The sequence below is a fragment of the Paraprevotella sp. genome, assembly GCF_986071375.1.
Window position 1 is genome coordinate 1 of the sequence record NZ_CFQRNQ010000002.1, and the last position, 22,094, is coordinate 22,094.

General features: G+C 46.9%; 23 protein-coding genes and 2 pseudogenes. 11 read left to right on the plus strand and 14 right to left on the minus strand.

What is annotated here, in order from left to right; genetic code table 11:
• Positions 1-593: 593 nt before the first annotated feature.
• The gene (locus AC5RDV_RS01200; protein ID WP_282747610.1) at positions 594-1,310 is read right to left on the minus strand and encodes an AlbA family DNA-binding domain-containing protein; all 717 of its coding nucleotides are present in this window, start codon (positions 1,308-1,310) and stop codon (positions 594-596) included.
• A 298-nt stretch (positions 1,311-1,608) separates the two neighbouring features.
• Here AC5RDV_RS01200 and AC5RDV_RS01205 point away from each other — a divergent pair.
• The 6 genes and pseudogenes from AC5RDV_RS01205 (at position 1,609) to AC5RDV_RS01230 (ending at position 5,752) form a co-directional block, all read left to right on the plus strand.
• A pseudogene (locus AC5RDV_RS01205) lies at positions 1,609-2,729 on the plus strand (tyrosine-type recombinase/integrase).
• A gap of 60 nt (positions 2,730-2,789) precedes the next feature.
• Entirely contained in the window at positions 2,790-3,491 is a 702-nt protein-coding gene (locus AC5RDV_RS01210; RefSeq protein ID WP_172884489.1) for a DUF1963 domain-containing protein, read from the plus strand.
• Between the two features lie 93 nt (positions 3,492-3,584).
• Complete coding sequence (locus AC5RDV_RS01215; RefSeq protein WP_008620118.1) at positions 3,585-3,977, plus strand: Imm51 family immunity protein; 393 nt, start codon at positions 3,585-3,587, stop codon at positions 3,975-3,977.
• Positions 3,978-4,080: 103 nt separating this feature from the next.
• Positions 4,081-4,821 (plus strand): toxin-antitoxin system YwqK family antitoxin, encoded by a 741-nt coding sequence (locus tag AC5RDV_RS01220; RefSeq protein ID WP_282747611.1) that lies wholly within the window; start codon positions 4,081-4,083, stop codon positions 4,819-4,821.
• Positions 4,822-4,895: 74 nt separating this feature from the next.
• A complete protein-coding gene (locus AC5RDV_RS01225; RefSeq protein ID WP_282747612.1) occupies positions 4,896-5,339 on the plus strand; it encodes a hypothetical protein in 444 nt (147 codons plus the stop codon).
• A 35-nt stretch (positions 5,340-5,374) separates the two neighbouring features.
• Positions 5,375-5,752: a hypothetical protein gene (locus AC5RDV_RS01230; protein ID WP_253271001.1), complete on the plus strand. Its 378-nt coding sequence runs from the start codon at positions 5,375-5,377 to the stop codon at positions 5,750-5,752.
• Here the strand turns inward: AC5RDV_RS01230 and AC5RDV_RS01235 are convergent.
• Positions 5,736-6,129 (minus strand): annotated as a pseudogene (locus AC5RDV_RS01235) (hypothetical protein). The gene AC5RDV_RS01230 and the pseudogene AC5RDV_RS01235 sit on opposite strands and share 17 nt — an antisense overlap.
• A gap of 4 nt (positions 6,130-6,133) precedes the next feature.
• Positions 6,134-6,415 carry an Imm17 family immunity protein gene (locus AC5RDV_RS01240; protein ID WP_008625215.1) on the minus strand — a complete coding sequence of 94 codons (282 nt, stop codon included), beginning with the start codon at positions 6,413-6,415 and terminating at the stop codon, positions 6,134-6,136.
• Between the two features lie 137 nt (positions 6,416-6,552).
• On the opposite strand from AC5RDV_RS01240, the gene AC5RDV_RS01245 reads away from it, so the two are divergent.
• Together AC5RDV_RS01245 and AC5RDV_RS01250 are read left to right on the plus strand one after the other, a co-directional pair.
• Positions 6,553-6,942, plus strand: coding sequence for a hypothetical protein (locus AC5RDV_RS01245; RefSeq protein WP_008625214.1), 390 nt, complete (start codon positions 6,553-6,555; stop codon positions 6,940-6,942).
• A 105-nt stretch (positions 6,943-7,047) separates the two neighbouring features.
• Entirely contained in the window at positions 7,048-7,347 is a 300-nt protein-coding gene (locus tag AC5RDV_RS01250) for a WG repeat-containing protein (protein ID WP_253271000.1), read from the plus strand.
• 40 nt (positions 7,348-7,387) lie between these two features.
• Here the strand turns inward: AC5RDV_RS01250 and AC5RDV_RS01255 are convergent, their stop codons facing one another.
• Positions 7,388-7,564, minus strand: coding sequence for a restriction endonuclease subunit S domain-containing protein (locus AC5RDV_RS01255; RefSeq protein WP_282747613.1), 177 nt, complete (start codon positions 7,562-7,564; stop codon positions 7,388-7,390).
• A gap of 209 nt (positions 7,565-7,773) precedes the next feature.
• On the opposite strand from AC5RDV_RS01255, the gene kdsA reads away from it, so the two are divergent.
• The 3 genes from kdsA (at position 7,774) to AC5RDV_RS01270 (ending at position 10,823) form a co-directional block, all read left to right on the plus strand.
• A complete protein-coding gene (gene kdsA, locus AC5RDV_RS01260) occupies positions 7,774-8,526 on the plus strand; it encodes a 3-deoxy-8-phosphooctulonate synthase (protein WP_021979445.1) in 753 nt (250 codons plus the stop codon).
• The gene (locus AC5RDV_RS01265) at positions 8,523-9,473 is read left to right on the plus strand and encodes a KpsF/GutQ family sugar-phosphate isomerase (protein ID WP_008625211.1); all 951 of its coding nucleotides are present in this window, start codon (positions 8,523-8,525) and stop codon (positions 9,471-9,473) included. The genes kdsA and AC5RDV_RS01265 overlap by 4 nt, the downstream gene beginning before the upstream one ends.
• A 72-nt stretch (positions 9,474-9,545) precedes the next feature.
• Positions 9,546-10,823 (plus strand): phospholipase D-like domain-containing protein, encoded by a 1,278-nt coding sequence (locus AC5RDV_RS01270; RefSeq protein ID WP_008625210.1) that lies wholly within the window; start codon positions 9,546-9,548, stop codon positions 10,821-10,823.
• Positions 10,824-10,832: 9 nt separating this feature from the next.
• Here AC5RDV_RS01270 and AC5RDV_RS01275 read toward each other — a convergent pair whose 3' ends face one another.
• From AC5RDV_RS01275 to AC5RDV_RS01320, 10 genes are all read right to left on the minus strand, one after another.
• Positions 10,833-13,046, minus strand: coding sequence for a tetratricopeptide repeat protein (locus AC5RDV_RS01275; protein WP_008625209.1), 2,214 nt, complete (start codon positions 13,044-13,046; stop codon positions 10,833-10,835).
• A 4-nt stretch (positions 13,047-13,050) separates the two neighbouring features.
• Positions 13,051-14,013, minus strand: a complete 963-nt coding sequence (locus AC5RDV_RS01280; protein WP_282747614.1) for an ABC transporter substrate-binding protein — start codon at positions 14,011-14,013, stop codon at positions 13,051-13,053.
• A 75-nt stretch (positions 14,014-14,088) separates the two neighbouring features.
• A complete protein-coding gene (locus tag AC5RDV_RS01285) occupies positions 14,089-15,336 on the minus strand; it encodes a phosphoglycerate kinase (protein WP_282747615.1) in 1,248 nt (415 codons plus the stop codon).
• Between the two features lie 173 nt (positions 15,337-15,509).
• Positions 15,510-16,178 carry an endonuclease III gene (nth, locus tag AC5RDV_RS01290; RefSeq protein ID WP_008625199.1) on the minus strand — a complete coding sequence of 223 codons (669 nt, stop codon included), beginning with the start codon at positions 16,176-16,178 and terminating at the stop codon, positions 15,510-15,512.
• Between the two features lie 88 nt (positions 16,179-16,266).
• Positions 16,267-16,959, minus strand: coding sequence for a TlpA family protein disulfide reductase (locus AC5RDV_RS01295; RefSeq protein WP_282747616.1), 693 nt, complete (start codon positions 16,957-16,959; stop codon positions 16,267-16,269).
• Positions 16,960-17,050: 91 nt separating this feature from the next.
• Complete coding sequence (locus AC5RDV_RS01300) at positions 17,051-17,569, minus strand: hypothetical protein (protein WP_282747617.1); 519 nt, start codon at positions 17,567-17,569, stop codon at positions 17,051-17,053.
• A gap of 8 nt (positions 17,570-17,577) precedes the next feature.
• Positions 17,578-18,099 carry a hypothetical protein gene (locus AC5RDV_RS01305; RefSeq protein ID WP_282747618.1) on the minus strand — a complete coding sequence of 174 codons (522 nt, stop codon included), beginning with the start codon at positions 18,097-18,099 and terminating at the stop codon, positions 17,578-17,580.
• A 56-nt stretch (positions 18,100-18,155) separates the two neighbouring features.
• Complete coding sequence (locus AC5RDV_RS01310) at positions 18,156-19,217, minus strand: DUF1573 domain-containing protein (RefSeq protein ID WP_282747619.1); 1,062 nt, start codon at positions 19,215-19,217, stop codon at positions 18,156-18,158.
• Between the two features lie 598 nt (positions 19,218-19,815).
• A complete protein-coding gene (locus tag AC5RDV_RS01315; RefSeq protein ID WP_282747620.1) occupies positions 19,816-21,099 on the minus strand; it encodes a leucine-rich repeat domain-containing protein in 1,284 nt (427 codons plus the stop codon).
• Between the two features lie 480 nt (positions 21,100-21,579).
• Positions 21,580-22,047, minus strand: a complete 468-nt coding sequence (locus AC5RDV_RS01320; protein WP_276787618.1) for a nucleoside deaminase — start codon at positions 22,045-22,047, stop codon at positions 21,580-21,582.
• Positions 22,048-22,094: the final 47 nt, after the last annotated feature.

Consider the following 22,094-nt stretch of genomic DNA (forward strand, 5'->3'; position numbering starts at 1 on the left):
CGTGGCCGCAGGCGTGGAACGGCGGCATACGGAAAAGGGTAACCGTTACAGGATTATGCCGTTGGAGCGTGAAGATAGTAAGCCTGCAATCCTCTCCGAATGAATGAGTAAAAAGACTTTTTGATTTCTTCCAGTAAAAATAAGGATTCAAGCGGTAATTTCGTATCTTTGCGTAAGATAGAATATAGGATTGATATAGATGCCTTTCAAGTCCCTCGTAATCCCTCATTGCGACTTTGTACAAGGTCAGCAATTTAAAGACGTTCAACTGTCCGGCCGGGGTTCTGCGGTTCTGCTCGTTTCGGATGAATATGACAAAAGCCGCATCCAATATCGGAGCTTTGAACGTGAGGTTTACCTGATATGGGTCTGTTTCCGAATAGTCCGGCAGAGCCTTTCCCTCCATGATGCAGTTGTAGAACATTTTATCCACTCCCTGACCGCCTCCTTATTGAACGAAGGTATATCGAAGATGTAAGGGCCGTCATTGTAATGCAGAAGCGGATTGCTCGTCGGCTAGTTGATATAATCCCACACCTTGTCAATCACTATGAACAACGGAAGTTGGAATTCCTTGCGTGCGGTGTATTGTATTACATTCTGAACTCCACCACAATATTGTTCTGCGGCAGACATTTCCGTATGGCTTCGGATTTGCCGAGCAGTATAAGAGCCGCATAATTCAGCTTGCCGTCTTTGAGCAAGTCCAAATCCGACAAGACCTGTTCATCGGGACAGTTGCGGAACAGCGGATTTTCCTGTTTCCGGGCATATTGGGTTTTCATTTCCACTATGGCTTCCTTATCCAAATCCTCAATGGCAAGTCCTTCGCATATCTTCGCCGAGAAATCCGATTCCTGTTCGGACAGCACATTGAATATCTCGGTATCGGACATTTCACGCAGGCTCTCTCCGGTACGCATAAGGGGCACACCCTCAAAACGCAACAACCGACCTACAGGGCGTGACGGAACGGTAATGACAAGCACACGCTTATCCTCTTCGTACAATTCTGTTGTTTCCACCCTTATGTCCAACCGTTTGTAGATTTCATCCACGAGTTGCCCGACTTCATTTTGCGCAAAATCAGAGCCGACCACTGCATGGGGTATATGGTCTGCCATACCCAACACCAACCGTCCGCCTCTTTCATTCGCCAAAGAGACAATATCCCCCAAGACACACCGCCGCCTGTCTTTAGGGTCGGTGTGTTTTCCTCCGGTGAACGGATAGTTATGCTTTGCCTCCTTAAATTCTATATGGTCTTCGCTTTCGCGCAGTTGCTTCAAATCCTCAATTGTCATTTCCATAAATGTAGTCTCGGTCTAAAATAAAGTACAAAGGTACAAAAATGTAGGAGACAGAGGCTATGTTTTGCTATCTAATATTGCCGCAGGAATGTTGGAAATGACGAAGCCGAACCATCTCGATATGAGGGGAATAAAGGTAAGAGGAGAACACCGACAAAAGAGATGGCAGAGATGGAATTTGTGTTTTTTGTAAAATGCTGGTTGCGAGGTAAAAAATCAGACTAAAAATGCAGACGGTATGGCGGAAATTCTGTACTTTTGCTGTTGGAGGGTATTGTTCTTCCAAATCAAAAGTATTATGGACGCATATCGACCCAAGCAGCGCATCACGCTCTCTTTCGCCAAGCGGAATGGGTGCAACTGCATAGCGGCCGCCTATGGTGGCGATGAGGCTTTGCGGCAAAGTTTGTCGTGCGAACCCAGTGCAATCGTAACAGGCGATACCGCCTATCTGCCGGCAGAGGATTTCGTGCTTGCCGAGTTCTTCGACCGCTATGTAAAAATGGCGTTTATAGACTATTCTGCCATCAAGGAAACCGCACCCCGTAAAGAGGAAGACAAACGGCCGCCACTGCCGGAAGGCTATCTGGAAAAACTTCAGCAAGTGCGTTACAGTGACCATACCGTAAGGGTATATACCTCCTATTTCCGCGATTTCCAACAGCATTTCGAGGGGCGTAAGATTGAAACGGTTACCCCCGGCGAGATAAACGACTACCTGCTGTATCTCATCCACGAGAAAAACATATCCTCCTGCCAGCAAAACCAGCGTATCAACGCCATCAAGTTCTATTACGAGAAAGTTCTCGGCCAGGAACGGCGGTGTTACAAGGTGAACCGTGCCAAACGGGAGAAGACGCTGCCCGACGTGTTGAGCAAGGAGGAAATAAAGAAAATACTCGACGTGACGGTGACAGACCTGCGTTTCTTCTGTATGTTCTCCATACTCTATTCCGCAGGGTTGCGCATCAGCGAACTGCTGGAACTGAAACCCGGCGACATCAACGAATCCCGCTCCCTGATACGGGTGCGGCAGGGTAAAGGGAAAAAAGACCGCTACACCCTGCTGTCAAAACCGTTGATGAAAAAACTGACGAAATATAACAGGTTGTACAAACCGAAAGTGTGGTTCTTTGAACAAAGACCGTGAGAACCTTTCACCGAGAGCATCGTGTCGAAACGGCTGAAGGCGGCAGCCCGGGAAGCGGGAATCACGAAGCGGATTTATCCGCACCTGCTGCGCCATTCGTTCGCCACCCACTTGCTAGAGCAAGGAACCGACATCAAGATAGTGAAAGGGCTTATGGGAGACATAACAACATCAAGACAACGGAAAGGTATGTCCACATAGCCGGCACTTTCAAAAGCAATATCAAAAGCCCGTTGGACGATCTGTTGATGGAGGAAGACGAGGTCTGATACTTAAAGAAAATAACAGCCAAATCGGCTGATAGCATAACATTATCTGCATAGAAAAAAATGAAAAAAATAGAAGAAATAAAAAAACAATTGGTTAAAAGGGCAACTGGTTTTATAACCGGGGGATTTAGACCTACAAATTCCAATACTGAAAGTTGGATTGGTCAAGTGTATCTATATAGAGAAAGTGAAGATATACCGATAGATAGCAATGGTAAAGCAATGTTGCCATTGTTACAAATATGTCTTGAAGGGTTGCCCTATATTCCTGATGCACTTAAAGGGTCGAAAGTATTGACTGTTTTTGTGTCTGAAAATATGCCCGGCAGACTGGCATATAACGGAGATGATTGGGTTATTCGTGAATACAAAGAAGAAGATGTGTTGGTTGTTAAGGATATATACATGCAATCATCGTTACGCATAAAGCCCTATCCGCTGAAAAGCCAACTAATTACTGAAGATTATCCTGTATGGGATAGTGGCGACATTCCAATGGATATAGAAGATGAGTTGGTGGAAATGGAAGATTCCGGGGAAATCACCGACTATTATGACTATACGGATTGTTTTGCCGGGCATAAAATAGGCGGTTATCCTAATTATATACAGTCAGGTATAGATTTCGGTGATGGATATGAATTTATGATTCAGATAGCTTCAGATGAAAAAGCGAACCTTAATATCATAGATAGCGGAAATTTCTATTTGGCAAAAAACAGTCAAACTGGAGATTGGAGGCTTTATTGTGATTTTTATTAGTAAATGCAGATAACAAGCGAATCAATCTCCCAAAAGGTCGATTATTCACTGAACATTATTCGCAATAGTAAAACAATTAAAAATTAAAAGATTATGGCAACAACAGAAGAAAGAGACATCTTTAATAATGAGTATGTTCAAATTTACACAAATGGTTCTGGTAACATCGTTCTGCTCTTCCAAAATGAGGTTGAAAAAACATTGGCAATAGGAGAGCAAATGAATGAGATAAACGAAGAGGCGTACATGAACGGTTACAACTGGGATGCCTTCTTCAACTACTATCTGGAAGAAAATGCACCAGACATTTTGGAAAGTATGGAAAGCGACCCTGAAGCTGGTTCTTACGCAGCTTATTTTGAGGACACCGCAGAAAACGAGCAAAAAGCAAAACGCTTTGCCGACATTATCATCTCTTTAATAGAAAACGAAGAAGAAATATATAAAATTCTTCGAGAGAAAGGAGATGAAATCGAATGGGATTAACCATTTGTATAAATAGAAATAATTATGCGGATAACACGCAGATAAGCAACCGTAACAGGTTGCTATCTGCATCCCATTATCAACCTCAAAAAGCAAAAATACAATGAATAGAATATTAACACTATATCTTTTTTTGCTATTGTGTGGCACGGCTTCCGCACAACGAACAGTAGAATGGAATGATTTGCAGACCCTAACGGATGACGCACGGCGCACGGTATATTATAAAAAAGACAGTAAACGGCCGTTGCAGGGAAAATATCGCATTATACGAGGACTTGACGAGGAACACGTGAAACTTTCAGACGGCATGATAAACGGAGACTATCGCTGCTACCGTGACGGGGTATTGCGTGAGTCGGGCATATATGTCAAGGGCAAGCGTAACGGAACATTCACGGAATACTACCAAGACGGCGTTACTCCCCGAAAGGAAACACCCATGCTGCAAGGCAAAATAGACGGGACTGTAAAGACCTATTTCCGTAACGGAAAAATAGAGATTGAAAAGGAGTACAAACAGAGTGTGGAGAACGGACGGGAACGCCGCTTTGCCAACAAGACGGGTGAGCAGATTTTTGAATCTCATTATATCGACGGGAAAAAAGATGGCGAGGAATGGGAAATCTTCGAGGACGGCCGCGCAATACGCAGCAAGACTACACGTCACTACTGTAACGGAAAACTCGATGGTTCGTACCGTGTGGAATCAACATGGGAGGGCAAACCTTATATAACCATTGAGGGACAATACACCGACGGTGAGAAATCGGGGCAATGGATACAGCATAACCACCAAGATAATACCCAAACCTGCACATGGCATGGTGAGGGTGGGGCTTAAACTGAAATGAAGACAGTTATCATAACACTACTTTTGACTTGTACATCGAGTTAGACCATTCACGATAATCTTAAATGAAGAAACAGGAATATAAGGAGCAAGAACGACATTATTATTTCTTCGACTATCTGTTCTGGTTGGGAGAAATAACATGGGAAAACTATCACAAGGTCAATTTCAAACAACCCCGAGGAAGTGACATGCTGTGGGCCTGTATCACGCTTTTTATATTCATGCCGGTTCTGACCATCGCCGGTCATTTTCTGGATGACTTGGCATTCGAGGTGTTTGGAGCCGTTCTTCTAATCGTGTACTCCGTTTCTGTCTTCATGACAGACCGTCTGTTCGGCAAAATATACCCGCCTTCCCGGCGGAAAGCGGTCGTGCAGCATTATGCGGGGCGCAAGTTCAGTCCCTTCCGGCGCAACCTGTTCTTTTTCACTCTCTATTTGCTTCTTATTCCCGCAATGGTTTTATTAGGAACTGCTCTGAAATGGATAACTGAAATACTTAAATGACAAATAAAAGAAACATTTTTAGCCGATTTTTCCGTATGATTGCGATGATACATAAAACCGCATATATCCTCGCTTACGATATGCTGCGAAAGAAAGGCGTGCATGATTGGGTGGAGCGTCGGGCTGGCGGGATAATCGGGCTTCCCTACCTCTCTTTAATTTTGGTGGCATTACTTACATTAAAAGACGAACCGAGTACCGGTCATAAAATCGTTACCGGCATACTGATTGGATGGGCGGTTGTCGCTGCATGGTGCACTTCCGGATTTCAGTTCAAAACTTCTGATTGGAGAATGGAAGTCCGGGAAGAACTTGATTTGCGTTACTTGTACTGGAAAAAGGCGATAGCGGTGTACTATGCCGTTGTCATTGCAGTGGCGGTAGCGGCAGGCATTGTCATGCCCTATATATAAATCCGAGGTAAAACATCAGTACGGCATTCCTCACAGCCAGTGCGACGGAGATAAGAAGAATTTTAGCAAGTCTCCTGCCAATATGTTTCATATCCCGGTAATGTTCACTGATTACTTTCCGATGTCCGGCTGTGTCGGAGCTTGCAGAATATGGAGGGCAGAAGGCAGAACAACATTACGATGACAAGGGCGACAATCCAACTGAAAAAGCGAAACATCAACGGTATTCCAAGCGGTATGGTTATGGCGAACAGCCAGCATAGGAAAAGCAACATTCTCCCATTGAGATTGCTATGTTCTCGCTCGCTCCATTTTTCGGCGACATACCACATATAGTCGATGAAGCAGAACCGGTATTTCCGATTGTTCTTTCCCATACCGTTATTTCCATGCAAAAAATATCGTCAGGCAGGCAATTATCGCCATGCCGACCAATACCATCTGAACCTTGCGGCGTGTTTCAGGCTTGCAACCGTCAAAGAACCATAGCGTGCTGTTGAATTGCCAATGACACGCCCATTTCCAACGGAGCAGCAATCCTGCAAGCCAAAGGGCAAGCAGTGCGGCTGCAAACAGCAGTCCGTATTTCGGATGAGCCTGCGCCCACTCGAAAAAAGATTCTGCCTTGCTGTTCATAGTTTCGTATATATCGGTAATCGTCATACTTATGATTAAAAGGATTCCGAACACAAAAATAATGTTTTCCGCTCACTTAATCATCACGTTATGCCGAAAAACAATGTGCCGGATGTCCTTTGTCTGCCGCAAAAACAGTATTTTTGCGAAAACGAAAAGCAGAGATGGGTTTCAGACGGAAATATAAGTTCAGTATAATAGACCACCTGTATTATGCGGGTCGCATACGACGCATCCACAACAGGTGGTTTATGCCGTTGGATGCTATCTTTTTGTGGGTTTTCGCTGTTGTCCCTTCGCTTCTTATAATAAGATTCCTATATTGGGTAATACCGTTGTGGCTGCCGTCAGCTTTGTCTGTCGGCTTGGTCTGGGCAGCAGTAGAGGTGTATTCAAAGATTGAAAAGAAGTACTTTACCAAAGCGCGGGAGCGTGCCTATTACCGCCTTTATCCTGAAAGGAAAGATAAAAACTACTTCTGGTTGCAGTTGCTGTTACCCCTCTGCCTGTATTCGATAGTTTTAGGCATAAGTCTTTGGCTTTTCTTAGTATGAGCAGGAAGAAGGATAATAGTTCATGGTTCTGATAATTTTAAGATTTACACTATGGGCAAAATTCCAACGATAATTGCGATAATGTTATTATGCGGTTGCAGTTCCATGAAACACTACGGTGTGTTTCAATGTGACAACGGCAACGATTATGTCAGCGAGGGACTGTACCGTATCGTGGACAAGCGAGGGCGTATCGGGTACGCGGACGAAAGCGGCAGGACAGTCATCAAGCCCCGCTTCGCCTTCGGCTTCCCATTCGAGAACGGCAAGGCTAAAGTAACGGACAAGGGAGAGATGAAAGAAGTGCCGGGTTCTGGTGGAGAATACCACTATTGGGAAAGCGACGAATGGTATTATATCGACAAGAAAGGGCAGAAAAGTGAAGAAAGTACTCCAAATATGTAGTACTAGTACCCGTCAGTTGTCTGATTGCTAACAATGGGGCTTACATCGCAATTAACACACTCCCAGTAGGATTGATTTTAGCAGAAGAGTTTGGGACAGCTTCCTCTGTTATACTTTCTGGAATATCCGAAATCAATCCATCATTTAAATCTCCTGTTTTAAGCCAAGGTATATTTCCACCATAATATGTTTTTGTTTGAACGACTAGGAGTTCCACTTGATTGCCAAGTGCCTACTTCATCCAATGCCGTCCACACCCAATTGTTAGGTGTCTCAAACGGCACGTTCTCATAATGGGGCGTATGTGTAGTAAGTCATCTTTGCGGATGCGTAATGGAATGCCAAACTTGAAAAACTTTGTTTTTCGTTTGTCTCTGCGCTTGCCTTTCGCTATCTTTGCATATTGTATTATTAAAACAGATTGTGATGACCCCTATATTTATAGCCGGTCCGTGTGTGATTGAATCCGCTGATTTGTTGGACGAGGTGGCGTGCGAGCTGGTTCGGATAAAGCAGAAATTTAATATAGAGATTTACTTTAAGGCTTCTTTTGATAAAGCCAACCGTACTTCTGTGCATTCTTATCGTGGCCCCGGACTGGAGAAAGGTTTGCAGATGTTGGGTGACGTGCGTGAGAAGTACGGTCTTAAGCTCCTGACGGATATTCATGAAAGTTTTCAGGCCGCTCCGGTGGGCGAAGTGGTGGATGTCCTGCAGATACCGGCCTTTTTGTGCCGTCAGACCGATTTGTTGGTAGCGGCAGCCCGTACCGGTAAGATTGTCAACATCAAGAAAGCTCAATTCCTGTCGGGACTTGACATGAAATACCCCGTGGAAAAAGCGCAGGAGAGCGGAGCAAAGGAGATTTGGCTGACCGAGCGCGGCAATATTTACGGTTACAATAACTTGGTGGTGGATTTCCGTAATATTCCGGATATGAAAGCCTTTGTCCCCCGTGTGGTCATGGATTGTACGCATTCCGTGCAGCGGCCCGGTGCGGCAGGCGGAAAGACCGGTGGAAACCGTGAGTTCGTGCCGGCCATGGCCTTGGCTGCGAAAGCGTTCGGTGCGGACGGATATTTCTTCGAGACGCATCCCGACCCGGAGAAAGCCATGAGCGACGGCCCGAATATGTTGTATCTGAAAGATTTGGAAACCGTAATCGCATCATTGCTATGAGCCAAGTGAAAGATATTGCCGTCAAGTGCTTCCGCGACGAAGCCCAGGCCATTTTGGATTTGATACCTCAGTTGGATGAACATTTCGATGCTGCGGTGGATTTGATGCTCCGTTGTACCGGAAAGGTAATTATAACGGGAGTGGGCAAAAGCGGGCATATCGGTGCCAAGATGGCCGCTACGTTGGCGAGTACGGGGACACCGGCTTTTTTCATCAATCCGCTGGATGTCTTCCATGGCGACTTGGGGGTGATGACACCTGATGATGTCGTCATTGCCATTTCCAACTCCGGCCAGACCGATGAACTCCTTCGTTTCATACCTTATTTATTGGAACATCATATTCCTTTGATTGGCATTTCCGGAAATCCCGATTCTTTGTTGGCCAAGTATTCCACGTGCCATTTGGTGGTCAAGGTCAGCCATGAGGCGTGCCCTTTGAATTTGGCACCGACATCCTCCACTACGGCCACTTTGGCTATGGGCGATGCCTTGGCCTGTGCGCTCATCGAGATGCGTCATTTTCAGGCAAAGGATTTTGCACAGTTCCATCCCGGCGGGACGTTGGGCAAACGCCTCTTGACCACTGCGCATGATGTGATGCGCAGCAACGACTTGCCGGTCATACCTCCCGGAATGAAGTTGGGCGAGGCCATTATCCATGTGAGCAAAGGCAAGTTGGGGCTGTGTGTGGCGATGGTAAATGATAAGGTAGTCGGGTTGATAACGGACGGCGATGTGCGGCGCGCCATGGAAAGTCTGCAGGACAAGTTCTTCAACGTCCCGGTGGAGCAGGTGATGACACGTACGCCGAAATGCGTGTCGCCGGATACCAAGATTGCCAAGATTCAAGATATCATGCACAATAACAAGATACATACGGTTTTGGTGGTGGACGATGACCGACATTTGTTGGGCGTGGTAGACCACTTCAGTTGTATGTTCTGACCAATGTATTCAATATAAAATTTATAAAAAAGGATTGAAGGCCTCGGCTCAGGTCGAGGTGTGGGAACAATTATGAGTAAATGGCGTGTCATATTCTGTGGCGTTTTGTTGTCGTTGGGGCTTGTGTCTATGGCACAGGCAAGCCCGAGTGATTCTCTCACGGTAGAGGACTTGAAAGAGAACGGTGTACTGTTTACGCCCCGTAACCGGGTGACGTTGTTACCGAGCGGTGCGGAAAAGTTTGAAGACATGTTCAAAGCGATAGAGCAGGCCCGTCATTATATCTATCTGGAGTATTTTAATTTTCGCAATGATTCTATCGGGAAAGCTTTGTTTACCTTATTGGATAAAAAGGTGCGCGAAGGGGTAAAGGTCAGGGTGATTTACGATGATTTTGGTAATGTCAGTAACGACCGCCCCTTGCGGAAAAGACATCTTAGGCAATTAAAGAGCCGGCATTTTGAGGTGGTCGTATTCGACCCCATCGTGTTTCCATGGGTGAACCACGCCTTGCACCGCGATCATCGCAAAATTGTGGTTATTGACGATAAGGTGGTGTACACCGGAGGAATGAATGTGGCCGACTATTATATCCATGGCCGTCCGGAGTTCGGTAAATGGAGGGATATGCACATGCGTTTGGAAGGAGATTGCGTCCCCCTTTACCGGCGTATATTCTGTGAAATGTGGGAACGTTGTACCGACCATAAGATCGACAGTTTGGAATATCAGCCGGATAGCCTGGCTATCCAGACTGACTTCCGGGGGCTGAAAGAAACAGCCTGCGCGGATTCTTCCGGCATTCTTTTAGGCGTGGCCAACCGTGAACCGAAGAGAAGTCCGGCGATAATCCGCAGGAGCTATATAGACGCTATTGACAATGCGCAAAAACGGATACAGATTGTGAACCCCTATTTTACTTTGGTGCCCAGTGTGAAAAAGGCCTTATATCGTGCGTTGAAGCGCGGAGTGAAGCTTGAGGTCATGTTGTCTACCAAGTGTGACGTTCCTGTCATGCCCGATGTGGCGGCCTACCATGCCAAAAGATTGATGAAACGCGGAGCCGATATTTACTATTATGAGGACGGGTTCCATCACTCGAAAGTCATGATGGTAGACAGTACGTTTTGTACGGTCGGGTCTGCTAATCTGAATAGCAGGAGCCTGAAGTTCGACTATGAAGTGAACGCTTTTATCATCGATTCCTGTACGACCCGTGAGTTACAGAACATTTTCGAGGCAGACAAACACCATTCTACTTTACTCACTCCGGAGAATTGGAAAAAGCGGCGCTCTTTCGGACGCCGCTTTATGGGATGGTTCTACCATCTTCTCATTCCCTTGATTTGATTTTGACATTCAGCTTTCCGGTTCTGGTTGGAGAATGTCCCGCATCAGGCTGATGTCCAAATCGTTCAATCCGTGTAGGAGCAATTCTTTCCGGTCTTCATCAAAGGGGGATAGCAAAGGCTGTGCCGTATCCTTCCTTTTGCTGCGGTAGAGTCTGAGGTAGTTTTGGTATTGGGTGATGGCTTCCGTTGTTTGCTTCAGGCACCATGCCGTATGTCCGGCATTGAGATAATCTTCCCATGTCACCTTGTCCTGTTGCAGTATTTTCCGGTAGTACCTGTCTGCCTGTTCCAGACGTCCCATCTTGAAGTTGCACCAGGCGATGGCCCGCCATGACGGTACTACTCTTTCCCCGTTGTATTCCAATTCATAAAAACGTTGGGCGGCCTCTTCGTAGCGTCCGAGTTGCATCAGGCATAATCCGATTTCCGAAATCAGGCGGGTATCGCCCGGGTTCATTTCTTCCAGACTCTTCAGGCAGTCGAGTTCCTGTTCATAGCGTCCCAAAGCGGAATAACACAAGTACATTTGTTTCAGAATCCATTCGTTATTCGGGCTCAACAGGTCGGCTTGTTGGTAATAGTATATGGCCTTGCTCGGTCGGTCTGTATGTTGATAGCAAAAGGCCACCTTTTGTAGCATTTCAGCGTTTGCCGTTTCGTGTTTGAGCGCTTCTTCCATATAGGCAATGGCATCCTGGTAACATTCCCTTTTCATAAGGAACGAGGCCGTCTCGCGCAAATAAGCCGGTGTTTTCAGCATACTTTCCAATACTGTATAACGGGTGAATAACTGGTCTCCCTTGAACGGGTCGTCAAACTGTGACTTACGCGGATGAAGTTTAAAGAAACGGTACAAGTCCTGCAAATAGCTACGGTAGACAGAGCCGATGTTCATGCTTTCCTTGGCTACATCCCGTAGACCTTCTTCGTTGCCTTCTATCTGTGATCCGATTTGGGAAATCATCATGTCCCGTTGCGAAGGGGCTATTTGGTTGAGCATCATGCAAAGCGAATATTTGTCCGATTCGCAGAAGTTGCCGGCTTCCATAAGCATCTGTATCGGATTGTGCCGTACGTTTGGGGGAAAGATGCCTTTCACTTCAGGTCTCCGTTTGTTGAATGGCGCGAACCAATGTGCGACGGATTGGAAAAATGAGAAGCCTTTGAGCGAGGAAAAAGTACCCAAGTTGATGTCTATCCCTTCCTTACCCATGGCGATGATGGCTTTCATGTTGTCGGCCAACTGTTTGTTGCCCCGTAACTTTTCCCATTCCGCATTCGGTTCGCCGCGTAAGGCTTTTGCCAAATCTTCCTCCATTTGCTCGAATCCCATTTTATTGCGTTGGTAGTTCCTGCTTCTGAGCAAATCGGGGAAAATTTCATTTTGCAATTTCCTTTCAGCCTTAGCCGTTTCCAGGCTGAGCAGGAATTGCTGTTGCAGGAGGATGAGTTCCCCTTTTAGGCGTTCGTCTTGCGCTAACAATGATAGTCCGTCCGAGAGGTCGGGATAGTAGACAAATCGTTTTTCGTATTGCATGTAGGTCCACACGGCAGCTGTCATGGCCCGTGCGCGGACTTTCGTATGCTCCGTCCGGCAGAAATGAAGCAACAGGCGATATTTTTGCGGGTCGAAATATCGTTGTATGTTCAGCATGACGGCACTGATGAGCAAGGCTTGTTCATCGGCTTCCTGCCGTTCTATGAAACTTTTCAGTTTTTCAGCGTCGGACGCATGGAAAAGAGGAGCGGTCCAAATGTATTCGAACAGCTTGTCGTACACATTATAGAAATTGTTCTCCTCTGCCTCTTCCGTATAGGCCTTTCTGCAGTCCTCTGATAATTTATCCCGTAATAAATCAGCTGTTTCCATCCATTGGTCAAATGGGGAGGATTGCTCTGTATAACAGCGATTGAACGTTTCCGTATACAGGTCGTTTTCGTAACGGACGTGGTAGAGCCGTGCGGACTTGTCGAGTAGTGCGAAAGTCCGATGGGTCAGGTTACGATGGACGAGGGCTTGTTGGGGATCCGTGCCGCCCTGCGCCATGAAAGTGAGCATCATGCCATAGTCCTGTTGTACAGATTCCAGTTCACGGTTCAGTTCCGGATTCTCTGTATTGAACAAAATCCCCCGGATACAGTTCAGGGCATCGTGCATGTGGCGTGAGATGAGAGCCTCTACGGCATCGTGATAAAGAAGTTCAAAACTTTTCCTATCCATAAGTTTAAGGGATGAATGGTGTGTGGATGAGCGTGTCGCCCGTATATTCAGGCGTAATCAAATGTCGGTAAGTCAGGAAACTGAGGGCTGTGGCCACGTTGTCTTTTTCCACTTTTTGGGCTTGAGGGTAAGCCGGAATTTTCAGGGAATCTATCGTTTCCGGTTCCACTGGGTAGCCGAGCAGTATGTTCCGTATGCTGTCCGTTTGTTCCTTACGGTTGATTTGTTCCACGGCTTTGTTGTAGCCTTGCAGCAGCAAGCGCATTTGTTCCGATTTCCTTTTGTCGGCCACAACGTCGGACGAAACCATGAAGGCCATGAGCCGTATGTGTGGCTTCCGGCTGTCGTAGATGCTCCTATGTCCTTTCAACTTGGCTTGCGTGGCATACGGTTCGGGAAGGAAAGCTGCGTCTATCGTGGCATTGTTCAGCATGTCGTACCGGAGCCGGATGTCGTTGATTTGGGGATGGTAGACCGTAGACGGTTCCAGACGTGCCTGTCCGATGACCGTGTCTAACAAGAGGTCTGTCACCGAGTGGCGGGCCATGGCCACCATCCGTTCCTTTAAATGTTTGGTCTGTCGTATGCGTCTGCTTTTGGCTGTCAACAATTCATGGTGTCCGTCCGCCTGCATGAATACATACAACCCCGTACCTTTGCTTTGCATCCATGCGGCACGAATCAGGTCTGTGTAGGACACGTCCACGTGCCTGCGGGCGAAAGCTGTATCACAGTCCATTTGGGCATTGAAAGTTTGCAGGCGGATGTCCAGACCTAATTCTTTGAACAGTCCGCACCGTTGGGCATAGTAGAATGGCAGGCAGTCCAAGGTCGGCATCAAGGCCACCTTAAGGGCTAAGGAATCTTGACGCGTTTTTTCGGTCTGCGAGGTAGCCGTATCGTTCTGTCCGGAGTGGCATCCGCACACGATAGCCAATAAGAGGAGTAGGGGAATTAACTTCTTCATGGGGTTTTGGAATGAAGAAGGGCAACCCGTATGCACAAGTCGCCCTTCGTATTTCAGAATGTCCGCCGGGACGGATTAACCTTTAATGGCTGCGATACCCGGAAGAATCTTGCCTTCGATGGCTTCGAGCAGGGCACCACCGCCCGTAGAAATGTAAGAAACCTGGTCGGCCATGCCGAACTTGTTGATACATGCTACGGAATCACCACCGCCGATGAGTGAGAACGCGCCGTTTTTGGTAGCTTCGGCAATAGCCTCGGCAATGGCACGCGAACCGGCTGTGAAGTTATCGAATTCGAATACGCCGGCAGGACCGTTCCACAGAATCGTCTTGGCACCCTTGATGGCTTCGGCAAAAGCTTTTTGGGTAGCCGGACCTGCGTCTAAGCCTTCCCAACCTTCGGGAATGTTGTTGGCCGGAACCACTTGTGTGTGCGCGTCGTTGGCAAAAGCGTCGGCAGCCACGCAGTCCGTACCCAATACGAGGTTTACACCTTTGGCCTTCGCCTTTTCGATGATATCGAGAGCCAACTGCAATTTGTCGTCTTCGCAGATGGAGTTACCGATCTTGCCGCCCTGGGCTTTGGCAAAAGTATAAGTCATACCGCCGCACAGAATCAGGTTGTCCACCTTGTCCATCAGGTTTTCGATGATACCGATTTTGGTAGAAACCTTAGAACCGCCCATGATGGCCGTGAACGGACGTTTGATGTTGCTCAACACGTTGTCTACAGCGTTCACTTCTTTCTCCATCAGATAGCCGAGCATCTTGTTGTCGGCATCGAAATAGTCGGCGATGACAGCCGTAGAAGCATGTTTGCGGTGAGCTGTTCCGAACGCGTCGTTTACGTAGCAGTCTGCGTATGAAGCCAATGTCTTGGCAAACTCTTTCTGGGAAGCCTTCATGGCTTTCTTGGCCTCTTCGTAAGCGGGGTCTTCCTTGTCGATGCCTACAGGTTTGCCTTCTTCTTCAGGATAGAAGCGGAGGTTTTCCAACAACAGAACTTCACCCGGTTGCAAAGCAGCGGCAGCGTCAGCGGCCTTGGCGCAATCGGGAGCGAATTTTACGGCTACGCCCAATTTCTCTGAAACGGCGTCTACAATCTGGCTCAAAGAAAACTTCGGGTTCACTTTGCCTTTCGGCTTGCCCATGTGGCTCATGATGATGAGCGCACCGCCTTCGGCCAGGATTTTCTTCAGCGTCGGCAATGCTCCGCGAATACGGGTATCGTCTGTAATCTTACCGTTCTCATCCAAGGGGACATTGAAGTCCACACGTACGATTGCCTTCTTGCCGGCAAACTTGTAATTGTCAATAGTCATAATTTTAAATCTTTATTTAAAGGTTTTCTGTCGTTTCTTTCTTTAATATGATGCTTTTACAGCACTGCAAAATTATACTTTTCCGCTCATATTTGCAAGAAAGCAGACCCTTTATTTGCGGAGGACGGGCTACGTTTTCGTGCGGTGTTTCCGCTCGTCGTGCCACGGGTTGTTTACGGTTGGGCGGAAGGGCGTGCCGCTCCGTGGGTACGCAGGTAATGCCGGCATATCATTTTCAGTCCGCAGGCCTCGCATTTGGGCGTACGTGCCGTGCAGGTATAGCGTCCGTGCAGGATGAGCCAGTGATGGGCTTTGGGGATAATGGGAGCCGGGAAATAACGTACCAGTTGTTTTTCCACGCTGTAAGGCGTGGTGCAGGTGGCAGGGACGAGCCCGATGCGGTGGCTCACGCGGAACACATGGGTGTCTACGGCCATGGCGGCTTTTTCAAAAACGACGGCTTGGATGACGTTGGCCGTCTTACGTCCTACGCCGGGAAGCTTGACCAACTCGTCCAAATCGGAAGGAACCTCGCTGTGGTAGTTTTCCACCAACATGCGTGCCATCCCTACCAGGTGCTTGGCTTTGTTGTTGGGATAACTCACGCTACGGACGTATTCATAAATGGTTTCCGGCGTGGCGGCGGCCATGGCCTCCGGAGTGGGGTAGTCGCGGAAGAGCGGAGGGGTAATCATGTTGACCCGTTTGTCCGTACATTGGGCGGAAAGTATGACTGCTACCAACAGTTGGAACGGGTCGTGGTAGTGCAGCTCGGTTTCAGCCACGGGCATTGCTTGTTCAAAATAAGCAATGACACGGTCATAGAGTTCTTGCTTTTTCATTTGCTTTTATGTCGTTTTATAAGCAAAAATAATGAAAAGTCCTGAAGTTAAGTTCCTATTGGGGTGGAAAATTTAATTTCGTATCTGATTATCGGCTACTTCCGATTGATTCACGGCAAAGGCGGTCGAGCGTGGTCACAAGTTCGCGTATGTCTCCTCCGAACACAACGGCACGTATGATGCCTTTTCCGTCTACAATCAGGTTGGACGGGTCGGTGATGATATGGAACGAGTGCATCAGAGAACGTCCTGTATCAATGACCACGGAGACATCGCGCCATTTCCAACATGCGTTTTCCAAAAACGTTCGCACCTCGTCCTCGGGGTCACCTGTTAAAGCCACGAACTGCACACCGGGAAAGTCTTCGGCAAGTAAATCCAATACGGTCAGTTCGGCAATGCAAATGCCGCAGTATTTGTTCCACGAACTGACAATGGTGAAGTTCGCGGCGTTTACGTCTACTTGTTTCCCGTTGAGATCCGTGAATGTCTTGCGTGGGAGAGGTATTCCTAACAGGGTCTCAGTAGTGGGGTGCTTGTAGGTCAGGTAGTCTTCCAACGTGCTCCCCACTTCTTTGGAAGTAATGATGTATTTTCCAGTGGCAAGGGAGTCGTTGAAAGCTTTCAGGGTGATGGGGATACCGTCTGCCGTGAAATGTAGTATGGTGTCGGCTTCCACCATGATGGTGGATTCGTCCACACGCCACGTTTTTACTCCTTGGGCATGGGCGGAGAAGGAGAAAATCCCCATGAGTAATATCAGGTATGTTAAGCGGTTCATCGTTTCTTTCTTTAATATAATGGTATAGAATCGGTTTTGAAGATCTCAGCCGTACGGGGCATGCCGCACGGTTGAGGCTGACGTGGAGAGTTTAGACGCTCGTTTCCGTTAACTCGCAATATTTCCTTTGCCCTTCAGAGCAAAAACATTCAACATTTCCGTCGGATTTTTCTACGACAGAGCAGTTCGGGCATTTTTTTGAGTCTGTGCTACTACAACTGTAGATGACAGTTCCTGTATTTCCTCCCGGTGATTCAGATCGTCGCATGATCCGTTTGAAGTGCTTTTTTCCTTTTTGTGGAATGTTGGTCATGATGGCGTTGGTGTGTATTCCATCAAATGTTTCATACTTGATTTCTGCCATGAACCCTACCGGGACATCGTGGTAAGTGACTTCCGTGATTTTGATGTCTTTGTATTCTCGGAAAGTCTTTTCGGCTGCCTTATTGATTTTCCATGTAAGAGTCTCTATGTTAGAGGCGATTCTCTGTCCGTTAGGAGCTGTCAGGTTAATAAAGACTTGAGTTTTAGTGTCTGTTACCGTATCATCGGTATTGCAACTTTCTCCAAGAACACAAATCAAAATAAATAGCAATGTTTTGTATCTCATAAGCTTTTTTAATAAGTTGTTTTATATAATGAGCATCCTTCTGATATTCCTTTGTCACAAACACAGTATCTTTGTTTGGCTCGTTGGTCAACAACCAGGCGGCAACTTGAACATTTCCCCGAATCGTTTTCTTTGCAGGAATAAAAAGATGTGCCAGTGCCTCCTCCGCTTTCGCCTCTTTTTCGGATTCTGTGCCTGATAGGTCCCTTTTCAATTACCACATTGCTGGAGTATCCGTCTTCCGTCGTGTAAATGACTTCTGCCAGATAGCCTTTCTCTTGTGGGTAGTATTTGATTTCGTCAATTTCGAAATCCTTGCTTTCCCGTTGGTTTGACTCCACGTGGGGTTCCATGAGCTTTTTCAGTTCTCGGACATTTTTCGCGATGTATTCTCCGCTGGGGGCGCACAAGTTGAGTGCTTCTTCGTGTGCCGTGGGTTCCGGTCCGTACGGATTCTCTTGATTGCAACCGAATAAGGCGAACGTTGCGGTCGCAAGTGCCCATCCGATGATGATTCTTTTTTGCTTCATTTTTTTCTTGTTTTTTTGTGGGTAATTTAAGTGTTGCTCTCACATCGGGCATCCCGTTATATATCCTCCTTTCTTGTTTGGGCTTGCCTTTCAGCTATGATTCTTATTCTTTTTATGGGATAAATCCCGTTGTTACGTATGATGATTTCCCGTTCTATTTGGCCGTTGCGGTCGGCGGTGAACTCGAATTCCAGGTTTCTTGTTTCGCCCGGCATGAGGGTGAAGTCCGTGTCATCAAAAAGTTCCAAGCACGAGCAGCTCATTTCTATTCCTTCTACGTCCAATGGCTTTTTTCCGGAATTATTGACCGGAATGTGGAACACCTTGGGCTTTCCTGTCATGCATCCGTGTAGGTTGACGACGGAAGGAGCATTCAGGTTAGCTTCCTCTGTGGCATCAAAGCCGGGTATGGTATTTTCCCGGGCCGTGATGAACAGGTCGGGATATAGTTCCAAGTCCAAATCACCTTCGTAGCTGCATAACCGTAAGGCCAGGGAATCCGTTTTTTCCTTGTCACCATTCCGGATGGCATTTTCCATTTCAAGGTAGGTAAGGAAAGGATACTCTATGTTTTGAGCGATTTGTTCCAACCGTAGTGTTAAATCTGAACCTTTTTCCAGAAGGAGGTTACATTGCCATATTTCATCGAGCAAAGGGATGATTTTGGCCTTGTCCATTGTAAAATTATTGTAGTATTCTAATTCTGTGGTCATTTTTCCGATTTGTAAGACTTCGTCTATGCATCTGAAGCATTTACGCGATGCGCCCGGGATGATGTCCGTCAAGTGGCCGTCGGGAGAGAAAATGCACGTGACTGGCGTGGCATCGGAATAGAGCCATTGTTCATAAACGTTGCTTTTTGTGAAGTCGGTGAAGATGATGTTGAATAGTGCCTGGGACGCGGTCTCTTGTAAACGTTGGAGGTAGATTTGCGACGTGGTTTGAGTCGTATCTAACAAGACGATGCAGAATCTTTGTCCATGAGTTTGGCACGTTTCCATCGTGCTTTGGAAATCCAGCCCGTTTACTATCCTCTTTTCCTGTCGCGTGCAGGCGGTGAGGAACATCAGCATGATTGCCATGGTGAAGGCAAGGGTGTAGCATTTTTGTTTTTTCATTTGTTGCTCCTTTCTGTCATAGAATGATGGATGTCTGTGATGGTAAAGTTAGGAGGTGTGGAGCATAAAACCAAATATTTTAGTTTGCATTTAGTTTGATTGCTTGATTTTTATATTATTGATAATCAAGGAACTATTTTTTTTGAATCCATGGTTTTGTTTGATTAATATTCGTTAATACTCCAGTTTTTGCCTTTCAGTGGCTTATTCCGTCCTTTTGCGTGTTCATAGAGTGGGAGGAACAAACCTCGTCGGGTGTTAGTTGCGGAAGGCCGGAAATTGGGTGTGGGGGGGATGCTGTAGAAGGGCAGAGAGGCAGTGTGACCACCGGTTTGAAGGTGGGTGGTAAAAGGTGGGAAAAACGTTCGGTGGAGAATGGTTTTCCAATCTGCGCCAAATGAAAAATCAATCTCAGCCAAGTGATTTTTCATTCGGCGCAGAAATTTTTTCTGTTCTGCAGAGGTGATTTTTATATTGTTATTTGGTTGGAAGTCAGAACTATGTGAGATAGTCTGTGTCTCTTCTTTTTACGGGTTGGGACGAAAGGAAAAAGATAGACACAGATTCAACTCCGGTTCATCACCTGTAAGGTTGTTCCTTATTCTTCTATCAGTGAGAAAGGTTTCCAGTGCTTGTCTTGTTTGTATTTCTCTGTAGAACCTTGCGGGACGTGGAGCCGGCAAACGTTGAACCTGATGCTTTCGAAGGTGTCGGCATGGATAGAGGCCGGTTCCGCAGCTTGGCAATAAATGTTTTTCAGGCCGGCACAGCCGTAAATGGCTTTTTCGCCCATCATATAAAGTGAAGCCGGAAGGTGGAGTTCTTTCAGCACAAAGCAATTCATGAGGCATTTGGACGGAATGACTTCGCATCCCTCCAATATGCGAAGGACGGAAAGGTTGCGGGGAAGGTAATAGTTTGTTTCCTTTCCCGTTTCGTTATCCTGGCTTATTTTCCGCATCTCGGTGTCGGGGGTAGTACCGAAGAGTTCGCCGAAGTTAGAATAGGTGGCCGGAGTACCACAGGCCGGAAAGGGGACGGTTAGGGTCTTTAGCGAGCGGCAACCTGAGAATATGTGTTTGCCTAAATGATGTACGGAGGGAGGAATGGTTATTTGTTCCAACGCATGGCAGTCAGCGAAAACGCGGTCGCCGATATGAACGATTTTGTCCGGAATGTCGATTCGTGTAAAACTGTTGCATCCTTCGAATGCGGAATTTCCGAGATAGGCCACGGTGGGGGGCAGTGATACAGAAGCGAGGGAGATACAGCCCGCAAAACTATTGCTTTTGAGTTGCAACAGTCCTTCGGGGAGCTTTATTTCCGTCAGGTTTTTGCAATCGGCGAACACTTCGCTTCCCAACAGGATGGCATTGTCGGGTATGGATATGCGGGTAAGGCCGTGGCAAGAACAGAAAGCGGCTTTGCCTATACTTTTGAGTGTGGCGGGCAGGGTGAGTTCCTGCAAGTGGTAGCAGTGCGCAAAAGCGTAATCCTTGATGTGTTTCACTCCTTCGGGCAGAAAGACGGAGGTCAGGCTTTTGCAATAGGCAAAGGCGTGCTGTCCTATGCCAGTCAGTGTGTCCGGAAGTTCTACGCTTGATAAGGACGTGCAGTAACTGAAGGCCTGGAATCCTATGTAAGTGATACCGTGGGCGACGACCACTTTTCGGATGTGGTCCAGATGGCTTTCCCAGGGAGCTTCTTTTTCACCGAAAAAATCGAAAAGTGGTCCCGTACCAGTGATACGGAGTTCTTCGTTTTCAGGATTCAGGTTCCATTGAGCACGAGTTCCGCATGAACCGGAATACGGTTCGTGGGAGGATAATTCTTGCCTTTTGGGAAAGAATATTTGTGATAGGATGTTTTTGACTGTAGCCATTTGTCTATGCTGATTTGATTTATATTCCATCATTTTATTGCCCGTAGCAGATTGGTGGAGAAAAAGGGATTAAAAGTGGGGGCAATATTTGATATAAATATAGCGCAGCCTCCATCCCGTTTTTCTAATGTTGAGGTCCTGAGAAAACCCTAAGTCTGGAAAGACGGGAATGGAAGCCTGCGTATGACACAGGCATCCACCCACACTTTCTCATCAGACTTGTTTTTGAAATTTCTCAGGTTTCAACATTGACAAGAATATGCAGTAAATGCAATTTTGTTCCCACAAAGAGGATGTGTCCCGACGCTTCGTTCTACATCGCATCGGCAAAATTAAACATTTTTTCTCTAATGAAAAGAATTTATGAATATTTTTTTGTATAAATGTGAACAATGAAAAATCCAAAGCTACCTACAACGGACTTTGGATTTTTCATTAAAGAGATACGACGTAATGGTGATAATCCGGAATGGCAGAGGGCTAATACTCTGTTTTGTCCGTCGTGTTCCGCCATAGGTCGAAAGCCGCGATGGCTTCTTCGGGCAGCAGTTCTTCCATAGCTTTCTTGCGGTCTTGACGGGGGAGAGCCAGTTCTTCGTAGATAAAGGAATCGTCAAATCCGATATCGGCTGCATCGTCCTTATTATTACCGTAGTATATTTTGTCGAGATGGGCCCAGTATATAGCACCGAGGCACATCGGGCAAGGCTCGCAAGATGTGTATATTTCGCAACCGCTAAGGTCGAAGGTGCCCAGTCGGCGGCAAGCTTCGCGGATTGCGCTGACTTCCGCATGGGCCGTCGGGTCGTTGTGGGCAGTCACCCGGTTTACTCCGGTTGCGACGATTTCATCTCCTTTTACGATGACGGCACCGAACGGGCCGCCGCCGTTTTTTACGTTCTCTACTGAAAGCTCAATGGCTTTGCGCATAAATTCTTTGTTTCCCATACGCTTTGTTTTTAGTATGTTGTGAGTGAAAAAGAGAGGAACGGTAT

Coding starts and splice junctions, on each gene's coding strand:
- AC5RDV_RS01200 (WP_282747610.1), bottom strand. CDS start 1,310: ATGGAAATGACAATTGAGGATTTGAAGCAACTGCGCGAAAGCGAAGAC.
- AC5RDV_RS01210 (WP_172884489.1), top strand. CDS start 2,790: ATGAAAAAAATAGAAGAAATAAAAAAACAATTGGTTAAAAGGGCAACT.
- AC5RDV_RS01215 (WP_008620118.1), top strand. CDS start 3,585: ATGGCAACAACAGAAGAAAGAGACATCTTTAATAATGAGTATGTTCAA.
- AC5RDV_RS01220 (WP_282747611.1), top strand. CDS start 4,081: ATGAATAGAATATTAACACTATATCTTTTTTTGCTATTGTGTGGCACG.
- AC5RDV_RS01225 (WP_282747612.1), top strand. CDS start 4,896: ATGAAGAAACAGGAATATAAGGAGCAAGAACGACATTATTATTTCTTC.
- AC5RDV_RS01230 (WP_253271001.1), top strand. CDS start 5,375: ATGATTGCGATGATACATAAAACCGCATATATCCTCGCTTACGATATG.
- AC5RDV_RS01240 (WP_008625215.1), bottom strand. CDS start 6,415: ATGACGATTACCGATATATACGAAACTATGAACAGCAAGGCAGAATCT.
- AC5RDV_RS01245 (WP_008625214.1), top strand. CDS start 6,553: ATGGGTTTCAGACGGAAATATAAGTTCAGTATAATAGACCACCTGTAT.
- AC5RDV_RS01250 (WP_253271000.1), top strand. CDS start 7,048: ATGAAACACTACGGTGTGTTTCAATGTGACAACGGCAACGATTATGTC.
- kdsA (WP_021979445.1), top strand. CDS start 7,774: ATGACCCCTATATTTATAGCCGGTCCGTGTGTGATTGAATCCGCTGAT.
- AC5RDV_RS01265 (WP_008625211.1), top strand. CDS start 8,523: ATGAGCCAAGTGAAAGATATTGCCGTCAAGTGCTTCCGCGACGAAGCC.
- AC5RDV_RS01270 (WP_008625210.1), top strand. CDS start 9,546: ATGAGTAAATGGCGTGTCATATTCTGTGGCGTTTTGTTGTCGTTGGGG.
- AC5RDV_RS01275 (WP_008625209.1), bottom strand. CDS start 13,046: ATGGATAGGAAAAGTTTTGAACTTCTTTATCACGATGCCGTAGAGGCT.
- AC5RDV_RS01280 (WP_282747614.1), bottom strand. CDS start 14,013: ATGAAGAAGTTAATTCCCCTACTCCTCTTATTGGCTATCGTGTGCGGA.
- AC5RDV_RS01285 (WP_282747615.1), bottom strand. CDS start 15,336: ATGACTATTGACAATTACAAGTTTGCCGGCAAGAAGGCAATCGTACGT.
- nth (WP_008625199.1), bottom strand. CDS start 16,178: ATGAAAAAGCAAGAACTCTATGACCGTGTCATTGCTTATTTTGAACAA.
- AC5RDV_RS01295 (WP_282747616.1), bottom strand. CDS start 16,959: ATGAACCGCTTAACATACCTGATATTACTCATGGGGATTTTCTCCTTC.
- AC5RDV_RS01300 (WP_282747617.1), bottom strand. CDS start 17,569: ATGAGATACAAAACATTGCTATTTATTTTGATTTGTGTTCTTGGAGAA.
- AC5RDV_RS01305 (WP_282747618.1), bottom strand. CDS start 18,099: ATGAAGCAAAAAAGAATCATCATCGGATGGGCACTTGCGACCGCAACG.
- AC5RDV_RS01310 (WP_282747619.1), bottom strand. CDS start 19,217: ATGAAAAAACAAAAATGCTACACCCTTGCCTTCACCATGGCAATCATG.
- AC5RDV_RS01315 (WP_282747620.1), bottom strand. CDS start 21,099: ATGGCTACAGTCAAAAACATCCTATCACAAATATTCTTTCCCAAAAGG.
- AC5RDV_RS01320 (WP_276787618.1), bottom strand. CDS start 22,047: ATGGGAAACAAAGAATTTATGCGCAAAGCCATTGAGCTTTCAGTAGAG.